At 73.1% G+C, this 18,824-nt stretch carries 13 protein-coding genes; 3 read left to right on the top strand and 10 right to left on the bottom strand.

All coding sequences use genetic code 11. The annotated features are described in order from the left end of the window. The first annotated feature begins 23 nt into the window (after positions 1-23). Positions 24-1,442 (top strand): ABC1 kinase family protein, encoded by a 1,419-nt coding sequence (locus AC5P1B_RS14710; protein WP_493887510.1) that lies wholly within the window; start codon positions 24-26, stop codon positions 1,440-1,442. Between the two features lie 81 nt (positions 1,443-1,523). Here the strand turns inward: AC5P1B_RS14710 and AC5P1B_RS14705 are convergent, their stop codons facing one another. The 5 genes from AC5P1B_RS14705 to AC5P1B_RS14685 form a co-directional block, all read right to left on the bottom strand. After that, positions 1,524-1,721 (bottom strand): hypothetical protein, encoded by a 198-nt coding sequence (locus tag AC5P1B_RS14705; protein ID WP_493887509.1) that lies wholly within the window; start codon positions 1,719-1,721, stop codon positions 1,524-1,526. 246 nt (positions 1,722-1,967) lie between these two features. After that, positions 1,968-2,291 (bottom strand): putative WhiB-interacting protein, encoded by a 324-nt coding sequence (locus AC5P1B_RS14700; protein ID WP_493887508.1) that lies wholly within the window; start codon positions 2,289-2,291, stop codon positions 1,968-1,970. Beyond that, positions 2,288-2,656, bottom strand: coding sequence for a WhiB family transcriptional regulator (locus AC5P1B_RS14695; protein ID WP_493887507.1), 369 nt, complete (start codon positions 2,654-2,656; stop codon positions 2,288-2,290). The genes AC5P1B_RS14700 and AC5P1B_RS14695 overlap by 4 nt, the downstream gene beginning before the upstream one ends. Positions 2,657-2,799: 143 nt before the next feature. Continuing rightward, complete coding sequence (locus AC5P1B_RS14690; protein WP_493887506.1) at positions 2,800-3,126, bottom strand: hypothetical protein; 327 nt, start codon at positions 3,124-3,126, stop codon at positions 2,800-2,802. 151 nt (positions 3,127-3,277) lie between these two features. After that, positions 3,278-5,416, bottom strand: a complete 2,139-nt coding sequence (locus tag AC5P1B_RS14685; RefSeq protein ID WP_493887656.1) for an ATP-dependent DNA helicase UvrD2 — start codon at positions 5,414-5,416, stop codon at positions 3,278-3,280. A 305-nt stretch (positions 5,417-5,721) separates the two neighbouring features. Here AC5P1B_RS14685 and AC5P1B_RS14680 point away from each other — a divergent pair, with 305 nt between their 5' ends. Both AC5P1B_RS14680 and AC5P1B_RS14675 read left to right on the top strand, forming a co-directional pair. After that, complete coding sequence (locus AC5P1B_RS14680; protein ID WP_493887505.1) at positions 5,722-5,964, top strand: mycoredoxin; 243 nt, start codon at positions 5,722-5,724, stop codon at positions 5,962-5,964. 31 nt (positions 5,965-5,995) lie between these two features. Next, positions 5,996-6,196 (top strand): pentapeptide repeat-containing protein, encoded by a 201-nt coding sequence (locus tag AC5P1B_RS14675; protein ID WP_493887655.1) that lies wholly within the window; start codon positions 5,996-5,998, stop codon positions 6,194-6,196. A gap of 70 nt (positions 6,197-6,266) precedes the next feature. On the opposite strand, the gene nudC is transcribed toward AC5P1B_RS14675, so the two are convergent. The 5 genes from nudC to AC5P1B_RS14650 form a co-directional block, all read right to left on the bottom strand. Next, positions 6,267-7,199 carry an NAD(+) diphosphatase gene (gene nudC, locus AC5P1B_RS14670; RefSeq protein WP_493887504.1) on the bottom strand — a complete coding sequence of 311 codons (933 nt, stop codon included), beginning with the start codon at positions 7,197-7,199 and terminating at the stop codon, positions 6,267-6,269. Positions 7,200-7,455: 256 nt separating this feature from the next. Then, a complete protein-coding gene (locus AC5P1B_RS14665) occupies positions 7,456-8,871 on the bottom strand; it encodes a dipeptidase (RefSeq protein ID WP_493887503.1) in 1,416 nt (471 codons plus the stop codon). 165 nt (positions 8,872-9,036) lie between these two features. Next, entirely contained in the window at positions 9,037-13,614 is a 4,578-nt protein-coding gene (locus AC5P1B_RS14660) for a UvrD-helicase domain-containing protein (RefSeq protein ID WP_493887502.1), read from the bottom strand. 118 nt (positions 13,615-13,732) lie between these two features. Next, positions 13,733-17,461, bottom strand: coding sequence for an ATP-dependent helicase (locus AC5P1B_RS14655; protein WP_493887501.1), 3,729 nt, complete (start codon positions 17,459-17,461; stop codon positions 13,733-13,735). A gap of 503 nt (positions 17,462-17,964) precedes the next feature. After that, on the bottom strand, positions 17,965-18,477 hold the full coding sequence (locus tag AC5P1B_RS14650) for an MGMT family protein (protein ID WP_493887500.1): 513 nt from the start codon (positions 18,475-18,477) through the stop codon (positions 17,965-17,967). Between the last annotated feature and the right edge of the window lie 347 nt (positions 18,478-18,824).

Raw genomic sequence — 18,824 nt, 5'->3', positions numbered from 1 at the left:
CTCAGCTGGAGTTGGAGGGGCGCATGTCTGATCTACCCCGCAAGGCGGTCACCCGCACCGCCAAATTGGCCGCACTGCCGCTGGGTTTCGCCGGACGAGCCACTTGGGGCCTGGGGAAGCGCATCGGCGGACGGCCGGCGGAGATCGTTGCCCGGGAGCTGCAACAGCGCACGGCCGAGCAGTTGTTCAAGGTGCTCGGCGAGCTCAAGGGCGGCGCCATGAAGCTCGGCCAGGCCATGTCGGTCTTCGAGTCCGCGCTCCCCGAGGAGATCGCCAAGCCCTACCGGGCCGCGCTGACCAAGCTCCAGGAGGCGGCTCCGCCTATGCCGACCCGGTCGGTGCACGCGGCGCTGGCGGACCGGCTCGGGGAGGACTGGCGCGACCTGTTCCAGGAGTTCGACGACAAGCCCGCCGCGGCGGCCTCCATAGGCCAGGTGCACCGTGCCGTCTGGCATGACGGCCGCGACGTGGCCGTGAAGGTGCAGTATCCGGGCGCGGGTGAGGCACTGCTTTCCGACCTCACCCAACTGGGCCGCCTCTCTCGGTTGCTGGGTCCGCTGGTGCCCGGCATCGAGATCAAGCCGCTCATCACCGAGCTGCGCGACCGGGTGTCCGAGGAGCTGGACTACGAACTGGAAGCGCGGGCCCAGGCGGCGTACGCGGAGGAGTTCGACGGCGACCCGGATTTCGTCATCCCCGGCGTGGTGCACCAGTCGGACCAGGTGCTGATCACCGAGTGGATGGACGGCATACCGCTCGCGGAGGTGATCGCGGACGGCACGCCGGAGCAGCGCGACCGGGCGGGGCAGCTGCTGACCCTCTTCCTGTTCTCGGGTGTCGCCCGCACCGGGCTGCTGCACGCCGACCCGCACCCCGGCAACTTCCGGCTGCTCACCGACCACGCCAAGGACGGCCCGCCCGAGGCGTGGAAGCTGGGCGTGCTGGACTTCGGCACGGTGGACCGGCTGCCGGACGGCCTCCCGAGCCACATCGGCGTCACTCTGCGCATGCTGCTGGACGGCGAGGGAGACGAGGTGCAGGAGCAGCTGCGCGCGGAGGGGTTCATCAAGCCCGACCTCCACCTCGACTCGGAGGCGCTGATGGACTACCTGCTACCGATCATCGAACCGGCGCAGGAAGAGGAGTTCACCTTCTCCCGCGAGTGGATACGCGGCCAGGCGGCCACGCTGGCCGACCGCCGTTCGCCCGCTTACGACCTGGGCAGGCAGCTCAACCTGCCGCCCTCGTATCTGCTCATTCACCGGGTGAGCATGAGCACGATCGGCGTCCTGTCACAGCTCGGCGCGACCGTCCGGATGCGGGAAGAGATCCAGACGTGGGTGCCGGGGTTCGCGACGGACGAGGAGGCGAGCGAGGCGGAGGCCGAGGCGAGCGCGCGGAGCCAGGCGGAAGAGGACCAGGCAGAGGAGTCCTCCGCCTGACGGCAGCGGCTCCGGGCGAAGGGCGGGGCCGGGTGGCGGTCGACGCGGTTCCGGCGTCAGCCGGGGCTTACCACCAGGCCCTTACCACCAGGCGGAGTCGAGGCGGCCCTCGATCGCCCGGATGTTCTCGCGCGCGCAGTCATCACAGAAGTAGCGACGACGGCCGTTCTCGACGGAACAGGTCCAGGTGGGGGGCGTGCCGTCGGCGACAGCGCCGCAGCGGGCGCAGGCGACGGACTGGGCTTCCGACCGTTTCGGGTCACGCGTCTTCTGGTCCACCCACCGACGATAGCCCCGCAAACGACACGAAGGGCGAGTAACGCGCCCCAGGATGACGCGCCCCGGAAACGCCTAAGGGCCGGTCCTTTCGGACCCGCCCCCAGGTTGGTTGTGCGCTGCTCGCTTGTTCTCGGTTAATGCTCAGCCGCCGGAAGCCACCGCTTGGCGGCCGCTCCTGCGGGAGCGGCACGCCGCGGCGGCCCCACGGCACCGTCCGTCACGGGCCGACGACTGTTCATCGGCACTTCAGTGCATGACCGCCATCGCCAGAGCACGGCGAGCGCGCAGGGAGGCGCGCTCGGCCCGGCGCTGCATGCGGCGGGCGGTGACCAGCCGGACGGCCCTGCGTTCGGATTCGGCTTCGCGCATGCGTTGTTGCATATGCGCGCGAGCCATGGCTTCTGGGATGAGTTGCATTTCGCGGGTCCTGTTCTGGCGCGACTTGGTCGCACCGGTGGTGTTACGTGCGGGGTTGACGAGGGTGGGCTCGTCGGCGGATGGCTGCATCGTCGGGTCCTGCTTCGTGGGGTCGTGCGTCGCTGGGCGGTCGATTGTTCCGGGGGTGCTCATGCCACAACCGGGTTCTTGCGCGGGCGGCCACGCGGCCGCTTGCGGGCCACGACGACTCCCTGCACGAAGAGTTCGCCGCCCCAGACGCCCCAGGGCTCCCGACGGTCCTTCGCACCGGCGAGGCATGCCTCACGGAGCGGGCAGGTCTGGCACAGCGACTTCGCGTACTCGACGTCGGCCGGTGACTCCGCGAAGAAGACCTCCGGGTCGTACGAGCGGCACGGGACGGCTACGCCGAGGTTTTCGATGGCGTCATCCAGCTCGGTGAGAGCGGTGAACGGGGCCGGAGTCAAGGAGTCCTCCGAAGGGTCAGGCGGGGGGATCAGGTCGGTCGCTACGGACGGGGCGTGTGCCTTGAGTTGCACGGTGCTGTGTTCCTCGTCTGTGTCGGCTCGGCTTGTGGCCGGGCTCTTGGTCCCCCTGGCGCGACCAGGAGGGCAAAACAAAAGGGCCGCGGTTCCCGGTGTGGGTTCCGCGGCCCTGGAAGGTGCCGACCTGATCGCGCTGATCAGGTTGGATCGCTCCAGGGTTCGAGCCCGCGGGAGGCCCACATGGGGTGCTTCGTCTGGTGATTACCGGCGCCATCGGCTGCCGCGAAGGCATAGGCCTCGGCCTGTGCCTGTGCTGCTACCGCAGGTGCCTGGACGGATCGCTCACTGCCGAATTCCCGAATGGGAAGGGTCGCCAGGGGTTCCGGGCGCACGGCGGCAGTGAGACCGCCGCCGCCGGGCAGGCTGCCTTCGGACACACCGGTGGCATGCGGCGAGGAGCCGAGCGGGCAGGTGGCGACGACCGGAAGAGCGGTCATTTTGGTGTTCTCCATGAAGCTGATCACTGGTCTCGCCTCCTCTCGGCGTCTCGGGGAGGGACTGATCGGTAACGACCAGTCCCGCTGCTAGCTCAGTACAACACGAATCCATCGGATCTCGGAAGGCCCGTTGTCTCCGTGCTCGGAAGGCTATGGGTATGCCCTCGGCGCGCGCAAACTATTTTTCTGGCGAGTTCTCCGCGGGCTCTACGGAGCCCCCCGGTTCCTCGCCCGCGCACAGAGCGAGCACGTCAGAGCCGAACTTGCCAAGTTTGCGCGCTCCCACCCCGGAGATCGCCGACAGCGCCCCCGCGGAGTCCGGCACGGCCTCGGCGATGGCGAGCAGCGTCTTGTCCGTGAAGACGCAGTACGCGGGCTGGCCCAGCTGCTTGGCTTGGTCCGCCCGCCATGCGTGCAGCCGCTCGTACAGCGCCTCGTCGAGCTCGGACGGGCAGCCCTCGCAGCGCATCAGCTTCATCTCGCCCGCGTCCGTCAGCGTTCTGCCGCACACCCGGCAACGCACCGGCCCCCGGGGCCGCCGCCGGGCGGGGGCGGCACGCTCCACGCCTCCCGTGCCGCCCGTCGAGGCGGCACGGGAGCCAGCGGCCTGGGCGCCGGGCCGCAAGCCGTTCAGGAAGCGGCTGGGGCGGCGGTTGGGGCGGCCGCCGGGCGAGCGGGACAGCGCCCAGGACAGCGTCAGATGGCGGCGGGCCCGGGTGACGCCGACGTAGAGCAGCCGCCGTTCCTCCTCGACCTGCTCATCCGTCTTGGCGTAGGTGATCGGCATCATGCCCTCGGTGAGGCCGACCAGGAAGACGGCGTCCCACTCCAGGCCCTTGGCCGCGTGCAGCGAGGCCAAGGTCACACCCTCGACGGTCGGGGCGTGCTGCGCCGCCGCCCGCTCGTCCAGCTCGCCGACCAGATCGCTGAGGGTCGCCTGCGGCCTGGCCCGGACAAAGTCCTCGGCGAGCCTGACGAGCGCGGCCAGGGACTCCCAGCGGTCCCGCACGGCGCCCGAGCCCGTCGGCGGCTCCACCGTCCAGCCACGGGTACCGAGCACCGCCCGCACCTGGGAGGGGATGTCCGCGTCCCCCAGCACGGGGTCGGCGCCCCCCGCGCGGGCGGCCCCGCGCAGCAGCAGCCCGGCCTCGCGCACCTCGGGCCGCTCGAAGAACCGCTCGGCGCCGCGCAGCTGATACGGCACACCCTGGTCGGCGAGGGCCTGCTCGTACACCTCGGACTGGGCGTTGATGCGGTAGAGCACGGCCACCTCGCTGGCCGGGACGCCCGCGTCGAGCAGGGCCCGGATGCGCCGCGCGGTGCCCTCGGCCTCGGCCGGTTCGTCCGCGTACTCCGTGTAGCTCGGCTCGGGGCCCGGGTCGCGCTGGGACACCAGCTCAAGCCGGTGCTCGGCGGCCCGGCCCTTGGCCGTGGCGAGCAGGCCGTTGGCCAGGTGCACGACCTGCGGCGTCGAGCGGTAGTCCCTGACGAGCTTGACGACCGTCGCCCCGGGGTGCCGGGCGCGGAAGTTCAGCAGGTGGTCAGGGGTCGCGCCGGTGAAGGAGTAGATGGTCTGGCTGGCGTCGCCGACCACGCACAGGCTCTCCCGGTCGCCGAGCCACAGCTCCAGCAGCCGCTGCTGGAGCGGGCTGACATCCTGGTACTCGTCGACAACGAAGTGCTGGTACTGACCGCGCACCTGATCGGCGATGTCGGACCGGTCCTGGAGGACGCCGACCGTGAGCAGCAGCACATCCTCGAAGTCGATCATCCCGCGGTCGCGCTTGAGCTGTTCGTACATGGCGTAGATCCGGCCGGTCTCGGCGGGATCGCGGGGGGCCTCGCGGCTGGACTTGGCGAGGGCCGCCGGATAGTCCTCCGGCACGGTCTGGGTGACCTTGGACCACTCGATCTCGCTGGTGACATCGCGCAGCTCGTTCCGGTCGAGCCGGACGCGGCAGCGCGCGGCGGCCTCGGCGACGATCTGGACCTTGCGCTCGACGAGCCGGGGCATGTCGCCGCCCACCGCTTTGGGCCAGAAGTAGTGGAGCTGGCGCAGGGCCGCCGAGTGGAACGTACGGGCCTGCACTCCGCCCGCGCCGAGCTGCCGCAGCCGCCCGCGCATCTCCCCCGCCGCGCGGTTGGTGAACGTCACGGCGAGGACGCTGCCGGGCTGGAGAATGCCCGCACGCACCCCGTAGGCGATCCGGTGGGTGATCGCCCGCGTCTTGCCCGTCCCCGCTCCGGCCAGCACGCACAGCGGGCCGTGCAGGGCCGTGGCGACCTCGCGCTGCTCGGGGTCGAGGCCGTCGAGCACCGCGTCGGCGGAGTCCGGGACGCTCGGGAAGAGCGAGGTGGGGTTCCCGGCGCCGGAAGCAAGAGGAGTGTCGCGTGCTGTCACTCCACCATGCTGTCAGGTGTGCGGGGACATACGTCCCGGTCGTCCACAGCCAGACGTCTCCGGTCATACAAATACGTGTCCGCCTGGCGGGCACGTGCGCAGGGAAGTGGCGGAAGCGACCGGGAACGACCAGGCGGGCCCCGTGTGCGGTGGGGAATGGCCGGGGGAGGGCGCGCGTTGTACGACTGCAATCACGCCAAGCAGAAGGAGCGCGAGGACCGATGTCGGGCACTGTGACGATGTACAGCACCACCTGGTGCGGCTACTGCCGCCGCCTGAAGGGCCAGATGGAGCGCGAGGGAATCGCGTACACCGAGATCAACATCGAACAGGACCCGGAGTCGGCGAAGTTCGTGGAGAAGGTCAACAACGGCAATCAGCTGGTGCCGACTGTGCTGTTCCCCGACGGCTCGGCACTGCCCAACCCGTCGCTGGCGCAGGTCAAGGAGAAGCTGAGCGTCTGAGCCGACGGGCCGCCCCGGCGTCGCGCCGCCGCTGAGGCGGGCGTCGCTGAGGCGGGCGTCGCTGAGGCGGGCGTCGCTGAGGCGGGCGTCGCTCGCCGGGTCGGACAAGCGATCCGCGTTCTCCGGGGCGGAGGAGCGATCCTCCGTTCCCCGGCGGGAATCCTCCCGGCCGGTTCCTGCGGCCGGTTCCTTCCGCCCGTTCTTGACGACTGCTCTTGACGACCGTTCTTGACGCGTGAAGCCGCCCCTGGGCCTGCCGTCCAGGGGCGGCTTCACGCGACGCGCCGGGCGGGCGCGAGGTGTCAGCGGGGCAGTGGCTTGCCGTACCACAGCTCGATCAGGCGGCCCGCGATCGAGATTCCGTACGGCGGCAGCATCTCCCCCGACTCGTACGCGGCCCGCAGTTCGTCCCGCGAGAACCAGCGCGCCTCGCTGATCTCCTCGCCGTCCACCTGGATGTCGGAGGTCGTGGCCCGTGCCATGAAGCCGAGCATCAGGCTCGAAGGGAAGGGCCACGGCTGGCTGCCGACGTACTCGACCTCGCCGACCGTCACTCCCACCTCCTCAGCGACCTCGCGCACCACGGTCTGCTCGATCGACTCGCCGGGTTCGACGAAGCCCGCCAGCGTCGAGAAGCGGCCCTCCGGCCAGTGCACCTGGCGGCCGAGCAGCGCCCGGTCCTGGTCGTCGGTCACCAGCATGATCACGGCGGGGTCGGTGCGCGGGTAGTGCTCGGCGCCGCACGCCTGGCAGCGCCGGATGTGCCCGGCCGCCGCGATCACGGTCCGCTCGCCGCAGCGCGAGCAGAAGCGGTGCAGCCGCTGCCAGTTCTCCAGCGCCACCGCGTGCACGAGCAGCGCGGTGTCACGCTCCGACAGCAGCGCGCCCGCCTCCCGCAGCCCAGCCGGGCGCGCCGACTGGTCGATGCGACCGGGCAGGGCGTCCTTCTGGAGCGCGAAGTAGCTGACGCCGTTCTCGTCGGTGCCGAGGAAGTAGCGGTGGGTCTCGGTGACGGGGGCCTCGAAGGCCGGGGTCATGACCAGTTCCGTACGGCCGTCGGGGGTGTCGTCGACCAGGGCCTGACCGCCGGAGACCACGAAGACGCGCGTCGTCGGGTGGCTCCACGCCGCGGCGAGCCACGCCTCATCCAGACGGTGGTGTGCGGCGCGGTCGATGCCGCTCGTGGCGGTGAGCGGAATGGAGTGGCCGGTGGGTCGTTCGGTCCAGGTGGTCACGTTACTTCCAACTCCCCCTACGTGAACGGATCATGACTCTGCTCTCTTCCCGGGACACCGACAGGGCCGGAAGCCGCGGACCTCGTGCTGCCGCGAGGGGCGTGGTGCCGCGAGGGGCGCTGGTCCCCGGGCGCTGTGCGTGGGTCCCCGGCCGCTGTGCGGTGGCGGCCCGGCGAGGCCGCGCCGCGCCGCGGAGTCCGGCCGTGGTTACCACGGGCTTCGGGAGGCCGTGCCGTGGCCTGCGGGGCGTACGCGCTCACTGGTGCCGTTGCTCACCAGCCTGCCAGTTCTCCGCGAGGTCGCCCCACAGATAGGCGGCGGTCTCCACGCCCTTCATCAGCAGGTCGAGTTCGACCTTCTCGTTCGGGGCGTGCCAGCCGTCGGACGGCACGGAGATGCCGAGGAACAGCACCGGTGCGTCCAGCACGTCCCGCAGGTCGGCGGCCGGTCCTGAGCCGCCCTCGCGCGTGAAGCGGATGGGGCGGCCGAAGGCGCGGCCCATGGACCGCACGACCGACTGGAGCGCCGGGTGGTCAAGCGGCGTCAGGCAAGGCCGGGTCGCCCCCCAGTACGTGATCTCGTGCCGGATACCGGCGGGGAGGCGCATGGCCACCCACTCGCGCACCGCCTGCTGGACCTTCTCCGCGTCCTGCCCCTCGACCAGCCGGAAGGACAGCTTCAGCTGCGCTGAGGAGGGGACGATGGTCTTGCCGCCGGGGCCCTGGTAACCGCCGCTGATGCCGTTGACCTCGGCCGTGGGACGGGCCCAGACGCGTTCCAGGGTGGTGTATCCGGCCTCGCCGAGCGCTGCGTGGGAGTGCGCCGTACGAAGCCACGCCGACTCGTCGAACGGCAGCTCGGCGAACAGCTCACGCTCGCGGTCGGTGAGCTCCACGACACCGTCGTAGAAACCGGGGATCGCGACGCGGTGGTCGGCGTCGTGCAGGGCGGCGGCGAGCCGAGCGGCCTCCATGGCCGGGTTCGGCACGGCCCCGCCGAACGAACCTGAGTGAATGTCCTGGTCAGGCCCGTACAGGTCGATCTGGCAGTCGGTGAGGCCCCGCATGCCCGTGCAGACGGTCGGGACCTCCCTGGACCACATGCCCGTGTCGGAGACGATCACCGCGTCACAGGCCAGCCGGTCGGCGCGGGCCTGGATCAGCGCGGGGAAGTGCGGGGAGCCGGACTCCTCCTCGCCTTCGATGAGCAGCTTGAGGTTGACGGCGGGAGCGGTACGGCCGGTGGCGGCGAGGTGCGCGCGGACCCCCAGCGTGTGGAAGAGCACCTGGCCCTTGTCGTCGGCGGCGCCTCGCGCGTACAGCTTGCCGTCGCGCGTCTCCGGCTCGAACGGCTCGCTGTGCCAGCCGTCCTCGCGGGCGGCGGGCTGCACATCGTGGTGGCCGTAGACCAGCACTGTGGGAGCCTCGGGGTCGCCGGACGGCCACTCGGCGAAGACCGCGGGGGCGCCCGGTGTGTCCCACACCTCGACGCTCGGGAAGCCGGTCGCCGCGAGCTTCTCCAGCAGCCACTCGGCGCTGCGCCGGACATCGGCGGCGCGGCCGGGATCAGCCGAAACCGAGGGGATGCGCAACCAGGCGACGAGGTCGTCGAGGAACGCGGCACGGTGGCCTTCGACATAGGCGCGGACAGCGTCGTCCGAGGTGGTGCTCATGCCGACGAGCCTATCCGGCCACTCAGGACGGCCTCGCCATGGATCTCACCGGGCGGTCCCCCCGCGGGCACGGCGGCGGTGGGGCCGATCGGCACCGCGCCAGGCGTTACCGCCGGTATCGCCGCAGGCGTGAGAGTGGGGCCCGGAGCGGGCATGAGAGCGGACTCACTCGTTCTCTCCATGCTCTCTCCACCCGCCCCCCTTGCCCGGCACCGCCACCTCTCCCGGCTCTCCCGGTCCTCCCGGTTGTCCCTTCTCTTCCGGCTCTCCCAGCAGGACTCGTTCGATCCCGGCCCGGTCCGGCAGCGGCTCGGGGCGGACGACCTCCCCGCTGCGGACATAGAGGAACGCCGCCGACACGGCCGAGAGCGGCACACCGCGCTGTTCGGCCCAGGCGAGGCGGTAGACGGCCAGCTGAAGCGGATCGGCGTCCTGCGCACGGTTCGTCTTCCAGTCGATGATCTCGTACGTATCGCCCTCGCGACCGCCCGCGCCGCGCTGCCGGTAGACCGCGTCGATCCGGCCCCGCACCACTCGCCCGGCGAGCGTGAGCTGGAACGGCGTCTCCACGCGGTACGGAGTCCGGTGTGCGTAAGGTGTGCGGCTGAACGCCTCCTTCAGCGCCTCCAGGTCCCAGCCGTCGCCGTCCCCGCCGCCCCGGCCGCCATCCAGTGGCCCGGGCTCGTCGTCCTCGGCGCCCGGCAGCTCATCCGGGCCGAGCATCGGAAGCGGCAGCGCCTCGAACCGCGACTCGACCCAGGCGTGGAAGCGCGTGCCACGGCGCGCGGCGGGGCGCGGCGGACGCGGCATCGGCCGGGCCAGCTCACGGGCGAAGCCGTCCGGATCGGCGGCGAGCTTGAGCAGCTGTGACGCGCTGAGCGCGGGCGGCACGAGCACCTCGCGCACGCTGGCGCGGGCCCGCCGCAGCTCTCCGGCGAGGGCGTCGAAGTCCCGGTCCCAGGAGCCGGCAAGCCGCGCCTCTTCGGGCAGCAGACGGGAGTCGGCGTGCCCGTCCTCCGGCAGCGGCGGGGCGTCGCCCTGGGCTGGGGCCGGCCGCATGACCTCGGCGCCGGAGCCGGCGGTGGCGTGCCGTTCACCGTGCGGATCAGCATGCGGGTCGGCGTAAGGGCTGGTGAGGGGATCGGCGGCGTACGAATCGCCTGGGACGCCGCCGGACAGCACGTCACCGGACGGCGCGTCACCGAGCAGCGCGTCCCCGGACGACGCGTCCCCGGACAGGACACCGTCGGACGGGATGCTCTCGGGCGGGATGTCTCCGAACGGGATGTCGTCGGACGGGTCTTCCGGGGGCGGCCACTCCGGGTCGTACGCGTCCTCGGGCACGCCCTCCCACAGGTCTTCCGGGTCTTCCGGGGCCTGGGCCGGATCATCCCGGGCCAGGTCTTCCGGGGCCTCCGGCCAGAGGTCGTACGAGCCCTCCTCGGGCGGCTCGGGTGTCACGTCGGGCAGCCGTGAAGGACCGCCCTCGTGCGGGGCCGAGGCGCCGCGTCCGCGCGCGGGGTCAGCCGGATGCGGGACGCCGGGGACCGAGACCGCGGGGTCCGGGACGGCGGAGTGCGAGGAGGCGGCACGCGCGGGGGCGGACGCGGAGGGGTGCTCCGCGTCGTGGGTCGCCGGGCCCTCCGCCCCTCCGCGGGCGTCCCCGCTGAGGGCGCCGCTACCGGCGTCCTCCCCGCCGGAGGCGTTACCGCTGCGGGCATCGTCAAGGCGCGCTAGGTGCGCCAGGACCGCGTCGGCGGCCCGGCGGCGGAGGGCGAGCGCGGTGGGATCGAGGGCCAGCGGCCACGCGCGGTCGCCCGGCCGCCGGGCTCCATGCGGCCCTTGGTCCTCTTCCGCGGCCGGCTCGCGCAGCGCGGGATTCTCTTCGTCCGCCGCGGGCTCCTGCGCCCAGACCTCGATCTCGCCGTCGCCCGCCTCGCAGTGCTCCCGCAGCGCCTCCAGGAAGGCCGATGGGCCGCGCGGCTTCTTCTGCGTCGGGCCCCACCAGTGTCCCGAGCCGAGCAGCAGCGAGCGGGGGCGGGTGAACGTCACGTACCCCAGACGGAGCTCCTCCGTCCGCTGGTGTTCCTTCATCGCCGCCTTGAACGCCGTAAGGCCCTTGGCGTCCCACGCCGTCACGTCGGGGAGGGTGTCGGAGTCGCCCCGCAACGCGTGCGGCAGCACCCTTGCGGTCGCCGTCCACGACTCGCGGGACTGCTCACTCGGGAACGTCTTCGCGACCAGCCCGGGCACGGCGACCACGTCCCATTCCAGGCCCTTGGACTTGTGCGCGGTGAGCACCTTGACGGTGTTCTCCCCGCCGGGAAGAGCGTTGTCCAGTCCCTTCTCGTACTGGGCGGCCGTCCGCAGGAACCCGAGGAAGGCCAGCAGCGTCGGCTCACCGCCCAGCGCGGCCGCGCCGCCCTGGCGGGTGGCGAATCCGGCGGCGATGTCGAGGAAGTTGCCCAGGGTCTCGCGGCGCCGGGCAGCCAGCGCGTGCGGCGACGCCGACAGCTCGACTTCCAGGCCGGTCACAGCGAGCACCCGGTGCAGCACGTCCATGAGCGGGTCGCCCAGCGAGCGGCGCAGCTCACGCAGCTCGGTCGCGAGCCGTGCGAACCGGACGCGCGCCCGCGCCGAGAACGGCAGCCCGTCGCCGCCGTCACCACGCGCCGTGGCCGCACCGTCCGCCGTGCCGTGTCCGGCTCCATACGGCGAGGAAGCAGAGCCCAGCACGAAGGTGTCGAGGGCGTCGGCGAGGGATATCGCCTCGGCGGGGTCGACGCCTTCGACCGCCTCGGCGAGACGGCGGTCCGCGTCCTGCTCCGCGCTGTCGTTCTCCCGCCGGACCAGTGCCCGGGCGCGGCGGCCGAGCAGCGCGAGGTCGCGAGCGCCGATGCGCCAGCGGGGGCCGGTCAGCAACCGTACGAGGGCGGCGTTGGCCGTGGGGTCCTGAAGGACCTCGCAGACGGCGACGAGATCGGCGACCTCGGGCAGGTGCAGCAGCCCCGACAGGCCCACCACCTCGACCGGGACGTCGCGCTCGACCAAGGCGCCCTGGATCTCGGCGAAGTCCACGGCCGTGCGGCACAGCACCGCGATCTCGCCGGGGGGCGTGCCCGTACGCACCAGGTGGGCGATGGAGTCGGCGAGCCAGCGCATCTCGTCGGCGTGGGTGGGGAGCAGGGCGCAGCGCACCACGCCGTCGCGCTCGGCGCCGGGGGCCGGGCGCAGCGCTTCCACACCCGCGTGCCGCGCGCGCAGGGGCGCGGCGAGGCTGTTGGCGAGGGCGAGGAGACGGCCGCCGCTGCGCCGGTTCTCGCTCAGGGAGAACCGCTCGGCCGGAGCGCCGGGAAGCGCCCGGTGCCCATCCTGCGGGGGCGCCGGAAGGCCCTCGGGGGGCTGCGGCCGACCGGCGGGCGGGAGCTGCGGGCCGTCGTCGTCAGCAGGCCGGGGACCCGCGCCGTCGGACTGCTGGGACGGCGCGGACCGCGGGAACGGGAACCGCGGAGACGGCGCGGACTGACCGGAGGAACCGGACTGGCCGGCCTCGCTGGGCTGACCGGGCTGACCGGGCTGACCGGGCTGACCGGGCTGGCTGGACTGGCTGGACTGGCTGGACTGGCTGGACTGCGGGAAGTGTGCGGGGAAGTCGTCCAGGTTGGCCACGGAGGCACCGCGCCAGCCGTAGATCGCCTGGCAGGGGTCGCCGACGGCGGTCACCGCGTGCCCCGTGCCCTCGCCGTGCCACGCCGGTGCGCCCACGCCCGCCTCCGCGCCCGAGGCGGCGTCCGAGGCGGCGTCCGAGGCGGCGTCCACAGCGGCGTCCACAGCGGCGTCGCCCGCGCCGAAGAGACTGGACAGCAGCAGCCGCTGGGCGACGGACGTGTCCTGGTACTCATCGAGCAGGACGACGGCGAACTCGTCGCGCAGGGCCCGGCCGACCTCCCGGTGGGTGCGGGCCAGCGTCGCCGACAGCGCGATCTGGTCGCCGAAGTCGAGCAGGTCCAGGCGGCGCTTCTCGGCCCGGTAGTGCCCGACGAGATCGAGCAGTTCGAGCCGGGCGCGCGCCGCCTCCGGCACCTTGCGCAGGTCGTCGTTGCTGAGCTTCACCGCTTCCAGGTCCTTGAGCAGCGCGGTGTCGTGAGCGCGCAGCTGGTCGACGGAGACCAGGTGCTCGGCCAGCTCGCCGTCGAGCGCGAGCAGATCGGTGACCAGGTCGGCGAAGGGCCTGGTGAGCGCCGGATACGGGCCGGGGGCTGTGCGCAGCACGCGCGCGGCGAGCTGGAAGCGGGTCGCGTCGGCGAGCAACCGCGCGCTCCGCTCGACGCCGATGCGCAGCCCGTGGTCTTTGAGCAGCTGGCCCGCGAAGGCGTGGTAGGTGGAGATCCTGGGCTCCCCCGGAACCGCCCCGTCCGTGGACCCCGGCTCCGGGAGGGCGCCGCGCGGATCGCCGTCGGGATCGCCGATCCCCGCCTTGAGCAGTGCCTTGCGCACCCGCTCGGCCAGCTCACCGGCCGCCTTGTTGGTGAAGGTCAGACCCAGCACCTGCTCGGGCGCCACCTGTCCGGTGCCGACCAGCCACACGACGCGCGCGGCCATCACCGTCGTCTTGCCGGAACCGGCTCCGGCCACGATGACCTGCGGGGCGAGAGGCGCGGTGACGCACGCCATCTGCTCCGGGGTGAAGGGGATTCCCAGGAGCTCCTTGAGCTGCTCGGGGTCGGTGATACGTGCTGACACCCCAGTGAGGCTAATGCCGCCCACTGACATCTCTCACCAAGCAGCGCATAACCCCGCGCCCCACCCGCCCCGGCCCGGGCCCACGCCGGGCTTGTCCCGCCCGAAGACGTCACCAAGCTCACTCGACGACGTGGCGGCCCTCCGGCCGAGCTCCGCAGGAGGAGCGGAAGGCGCAGCGAGTGCAGTGCTCACCCGTGCGCGGGGCGAAGCGCTCATCGAGCACGCGGCCCGCCGCCGTGGCGAGCAGATCGCCTACCCATTCCCGCCCCGCGCCCGGCCCGTCCTGCGGCTCCGTGCCCTCTCCCGCCGCCTCGGCCCCCGGCGCGCCGAGGATCGGCTCCTGAGCCTGGACCTTGGGCGTGGTCTCCCCGCCCGCCTTGCGGGCGGCGCCCTGGCGCAGCTGGACCAGCTCCGCGCCACCCGGCTCGGGGCGGCGGCCGCCGAACAGGTCGTCCACCGCCCCCTCCCGTACGGCCAGCTGGTACACCGCGAGCTGGGGGTGCCTGGCGACGGCGTCCCGGGTGACCGTCTGCTTGCCGGTCTTGAAGTCGACGACGTACGCGCGCCCCTCGCTGTCCGTCTCGACGCGGTCCATGGAGCCGCGAACGCGCACCTTGTACGCGTCCACGTCGAGCGTCACGTCGAAGGGGTGCTCGCTGCCGACGGCGGTACGGCCGCGCTCCATCACATGCCAGCGCAGGAAGCGCTCCAGTGCGGCGCGCGCGTTCTCCTTCTCCTGGCGTGATTTCCACGGCGCGTCGAAGGCGAGCGCGTCCCAGACGGAGTCCAGCCGTTCCATGAGGACGTCGAGGTCGGCGGGGGTGCGGCCGGAGGCCACCTCGTCGGCGAGTACGTGGACGACGTTGCCGAAGCCCTGGGCGGCCGTGGAGGGCGGCTCCGCCTTCACCTCGCGGCCCAGGAACCACTGCAACGAGCAGGTGTTCACGAGCTGGTCGAGGGCGCTCCCCGACAGCGCGACCGGCGCGTCCCGGTCGCGCAGCGGGGTCTCGCTGTGCGTCTGCTGGTCCAGGCCCCACCAGCGGTACGGGTGCGCCGCGGGCACCATCGGCTGCCCCTCGTCGTCGCGCAGGGCCGCGAGCCGGGCGAGCCGCATGGCGGCGGCGTCCCGCAGCGCCTCGGAGGCGTCGGGATCGACGGTCGTGGCGCGGAGTTCGGAGACGAGCGCGGCGACGGACAGCGGTCGGCGCGGCCGATGGGTGACGTCCACCGGTTCGACGCCCAGCTCGCTGAGAAAGCGGGAGGGCTGGTCACCGTCGTCGGCTGGCGCCTTCACGGCGGTGACTACCAGCCGTTGCCCGGCCCGCGTCACCGCCACGTAGAACAGCCGCCGCTCCTCGGCGAGCAGCGCGCCCGGAGTGAGCGGTTCCGCGATCCCGTCCCGGCCGATCCGGTCGGCTTCGAGCAGCGAACCCCGGCGCCGGAGGTCGGGCCAGAGCCCTTCCTGCACACCGGCGACGACGACCAGCCGCCACTGGAGTCCCTTGGCCCGGTGGGCGGTCAGCAGGCGTACGGCGTCGGGCCGGGCCGCCCGGCGGGCGAGCGTGTCGGCGGCGATGTCCTGGGCGTCGAGTTCTTCGAGGAAGTTGAGCACGCCCCGGCCGCCCGTGCGCTCCTCCGCGCGTGCCGCGCTCTCGAACAACGCGCACACCGCGTCCAGGTCCCGGTCGGCGTTGCGCCCGGCGGCCCCGCCGCGCCGCACCGCGCGTTCCAGCCGCTGCGGCCACGTCGTGCCGTCCCACAGTCCCCACAGCGCCTCTTCCGCCGTGCCACCACCGGCGAGCAGCTCGCGCGCCTTGCGCAGCAGCATGCCGAGCTGCTGCGCGCCCCGCGCGTACGCCGGGTCGTGCGCGACGAGCCGCTGCGGCTCGGCGAGCGCTTCGGCGATGAGCACGTCGGAGGGCCTGGGCACGGTGCGCCCGGCGGCCCGCTCCTCGTCGCGCAGGGCCCGGCCGAGCCGCCGGAGGTCAGCCGCGTCCATGCCGCCGAGCGGCGAGGTCAGCAGGGAAAGGGCCGACTCGACAGAGAGACCACTGCCGACCAGAACGCCACCGTCTCCACCGTCCCCATCAGCCCTGTCGTCCCCATCAGCCCCGTCGTCCCCCTCGGCGTGGGAACGCCCGCTCCCCTCCGGCTCACCGCCCGGCGGGCCCGTTCGCTGGTGCGGTACGGACGCTTCGCCCGCGACGGACGCGATGGACGGCTCGTCCCCAACGGACGCGACGGACGGGGCGGATGCGGCGGACGGAGCAGGAGCGGCGGACGGAGCAGGGGCGGCGGACGGAGCAGGGGCGGCGGGCGCGCCGGGCCCATCTGGTGCGGGCGCCGAGCCCGCCGAAGGCGGCGCGTCCTCCTGCTCCGAACCCGGCCTTGCCTCCCGCTCCGAACGCGGCGCTCCCCGCCCCGAACGCGGCGTTTCCTCCCGCCCCGGGAGCACCGCCAGCGCCGCCGTCGCGGCGGCGCGCAGGGCGGTCAGGAGCGGGGCGACAGCAGGCTCGTGGCGCAGCGGAATGTCGTCGCCGTCCACCTCCACGGGGACGCCCGCCGTGGTGAGCGCGCGCCGTACGCCCGGCAGCGAACGCGATCCGGCGCGCACCAGTACCGCCATCTCGCTCCACGGAACGCCCTCCTCCAGATGCGCGCGGCGGAGGATGTCGGCGACGTTCTCCAGCTCCGTGCCGACCGTGGGGTAGGTGTACGCCTCGACCCGGCCGCCCTCTTCCACGGCTGCCAGCTCGCGGTGGGCCCGTACCGCCGCGGCGGGCAGCCGGGTGAGCGGCATCCGCCGGGTGAGCATGCGCGTGGCGGCGAGCAGCGTGGCGCCCGACCGGCGGCAGGCGGTGAGCACCATGACGTCGGCGGGGCTCCCGTCGGCCTTGGGGAAGGCGGACGGGAAGTCGAGGATGCCGCCCACGTCCGCGCCACGGAACGCGTAGATCGACTGGTCGGGGTCGCCGAAGGCGACGAGCGTCTTGCCGCCCCGCCCCCGGTCGGAGCCGGGCCGTGCCGTGCTGTGCCCGGCGGCCGCCCCGCCGCCCCGGGGCCCGGCACCACGGCCGGGCCGCGCGTTGCCCGCCAGCGCGCGCAGCAGCCGCACCTGGGCCACATCGGTGTCCTGGTATTCGTCGACGAAGATCGCGTCGTACTGTCCCGCCAGCTCCGCGGCGACCTCAGGCCGCTCGGCGAGGAGCACAGCGCGGTGCACGAGTTCCGCGTAGTCCAGGACGCCCTGCGCGTCCAGCACGTCGAGGTACTCGGCGAGGAAGGCCGCCGCCGCTCCCCAGTCGGGCCGTCCGGTGCGGGCGGCGAAGGCGCCGAGGGCTTCGGGGTTCAGGCCCAGTTCACGGCTTCGGGCGAGGACCGCGCGTACCTCGTCGGCGAACCCCCGAGTGGTCAGGCACGCGCGCAGCTCGTCCGGCCAGCGCACCGAGGCCCGTCCCGCCCGCTCCAGCTCGGCCTGGCCCGCGAGCAGTTCGCGTACGACCACGTCCTGCTCGGGGCCGGAGAGCAGGCGCAGCGGGTCGACGAACAAGTCGGCGTCCTGGTGAGCGCGGACCAGCGCGTAGCAGAAGGAGTGGAAGGTCGTCGCCCAGGGCGCGGTGACTCCGCCTATGCGGACGGCCATCCGGTCGCGGAGTTCGACGGCCGCCTTGCGGCTGAAGGTGAGCACGAGGACGCGCTCCGGGTCCGCGCCCCGGCGGACGCGGTCGGCGACGGCTTCGACCAGGGTGGTCGATTTGCCGGTGCCAGGTCCGGCCAGCACGAGCAACGGACCGCCGGGATGGTCAACCACCGCGCGCTGCCGGGCGTCCAGCACAGGAGGGGTCACCGGCCCAGGCGGCGTACGTACCAGCCGATACGTACCGGAAGCGGCCACCCCCGAGACCGCGGCGGCGGACCCGGCGGGGAACGTGCGGTGCGACCCCGTGGGCCGTCCCGGCTTCGGCCCCGAGGACGCCTGCCGTGCTCGCGACGCCTGCCCGGATCGGGGGAGGGACGAGGAGGAGGAGCTCAAGTGGATCGCCGGTCCTGGTGGGAGTGCTGGGTGCCTTGCGGCCGTACGTGCCGGGTGGTGGCCGAGCGGTGAGGGCCGCCCCCGACGCTACGCCAGAGGCCGGGCGGGGCGCAGGGAGTCCCCTGTGTCCCCAGGTCGCCCCGCATGTCCCACTCGTACGAGTGAGGGATCGGCGAACTGGTGGACCATTCTCCCCGACCGGAGGCCGGGCCTCCGCACCCTGGCCGGTGCCCGCCGTCGGCGCCCCCGGCCCCGGTCGTGCGCCCGTCCGTGCACCCGTCCAGGCCGCGCGCACCGCGACGCCGCCATGTGACGCGTCAGTCAGCCGACGGGCCTTCGCCGTCCCAGCGGGCGCGGCGCATGTCGATGCGCGGCAGGTCCCCGCGACCACCCGCACGACCCACCGCACGGCCGCCCGTGCGACCGCCCCCACCACCGGCATGCCAAGGCGCCTCGTCCGGGGCGGGCTCGGGCGCGGGCCGCGCGCGGGCCGCTTCGCGCAAGGGCGTGCCTTCCGCGCGGTAGTGGGCGAGCGCCCGCTGCTCGTGGCCGGGCAGCAGTGCGCCGTCCGCGCGCACCACCCGCCACCACGGCGCGGCCCCGCCATAGAGCGCCATCACCCGGCCGACCTGACGCGGCCCGCCCACTCCGCGGCCGCCGCCGCCCGGCACGGGCGCCGCCTCGGGGTGCGTCTCCTGGGCCAGCCACTCGGCGACATCGCCGTAGGTCATCACCCGGCCGGGGGGAATCAGCTCGGCGACGGCGAGCACCCGTTCCGCGTACTCGGGAAGTTCGTCGGGCTGGGGTCGTTCCTCGCTCTCGCGGCTCATCCGCCCCATCCTGCCGCACGGCACCGACAGCGCTCCGCGACGATCACACACTGTGCGTATCGTCGCTACGCGGCGTACGATCCGTATCTCGCGTCCCCGAAGTACACCCTGATGCCGTACCCGACCGTCTGGTCATGCCACCATCTTCCGGGCGGTGACTGGTGATACGAGATCAAGAAGAGACGACGGAGACACAGGGTGCGCAACCCCCGGAGGGGGACAGCGCTTCCGCTGGGCTGCCCTGTTCCGATGACGCCGACCACGCCCGCCGGACCGACGGAACTGACAGGACCAACGGGACCAACGGGACCAACGGGACCAACGGGACAGAAGAAGCCGAGACAGCC

Source organism: Streptomyces sp. A01, assembly GCF_059026195.1.
The sequence above is the reverse complement of the archived record's forward strand: the minus strand, read 5'-3'. Positions and strand labels throughout refer to the sequence as shown.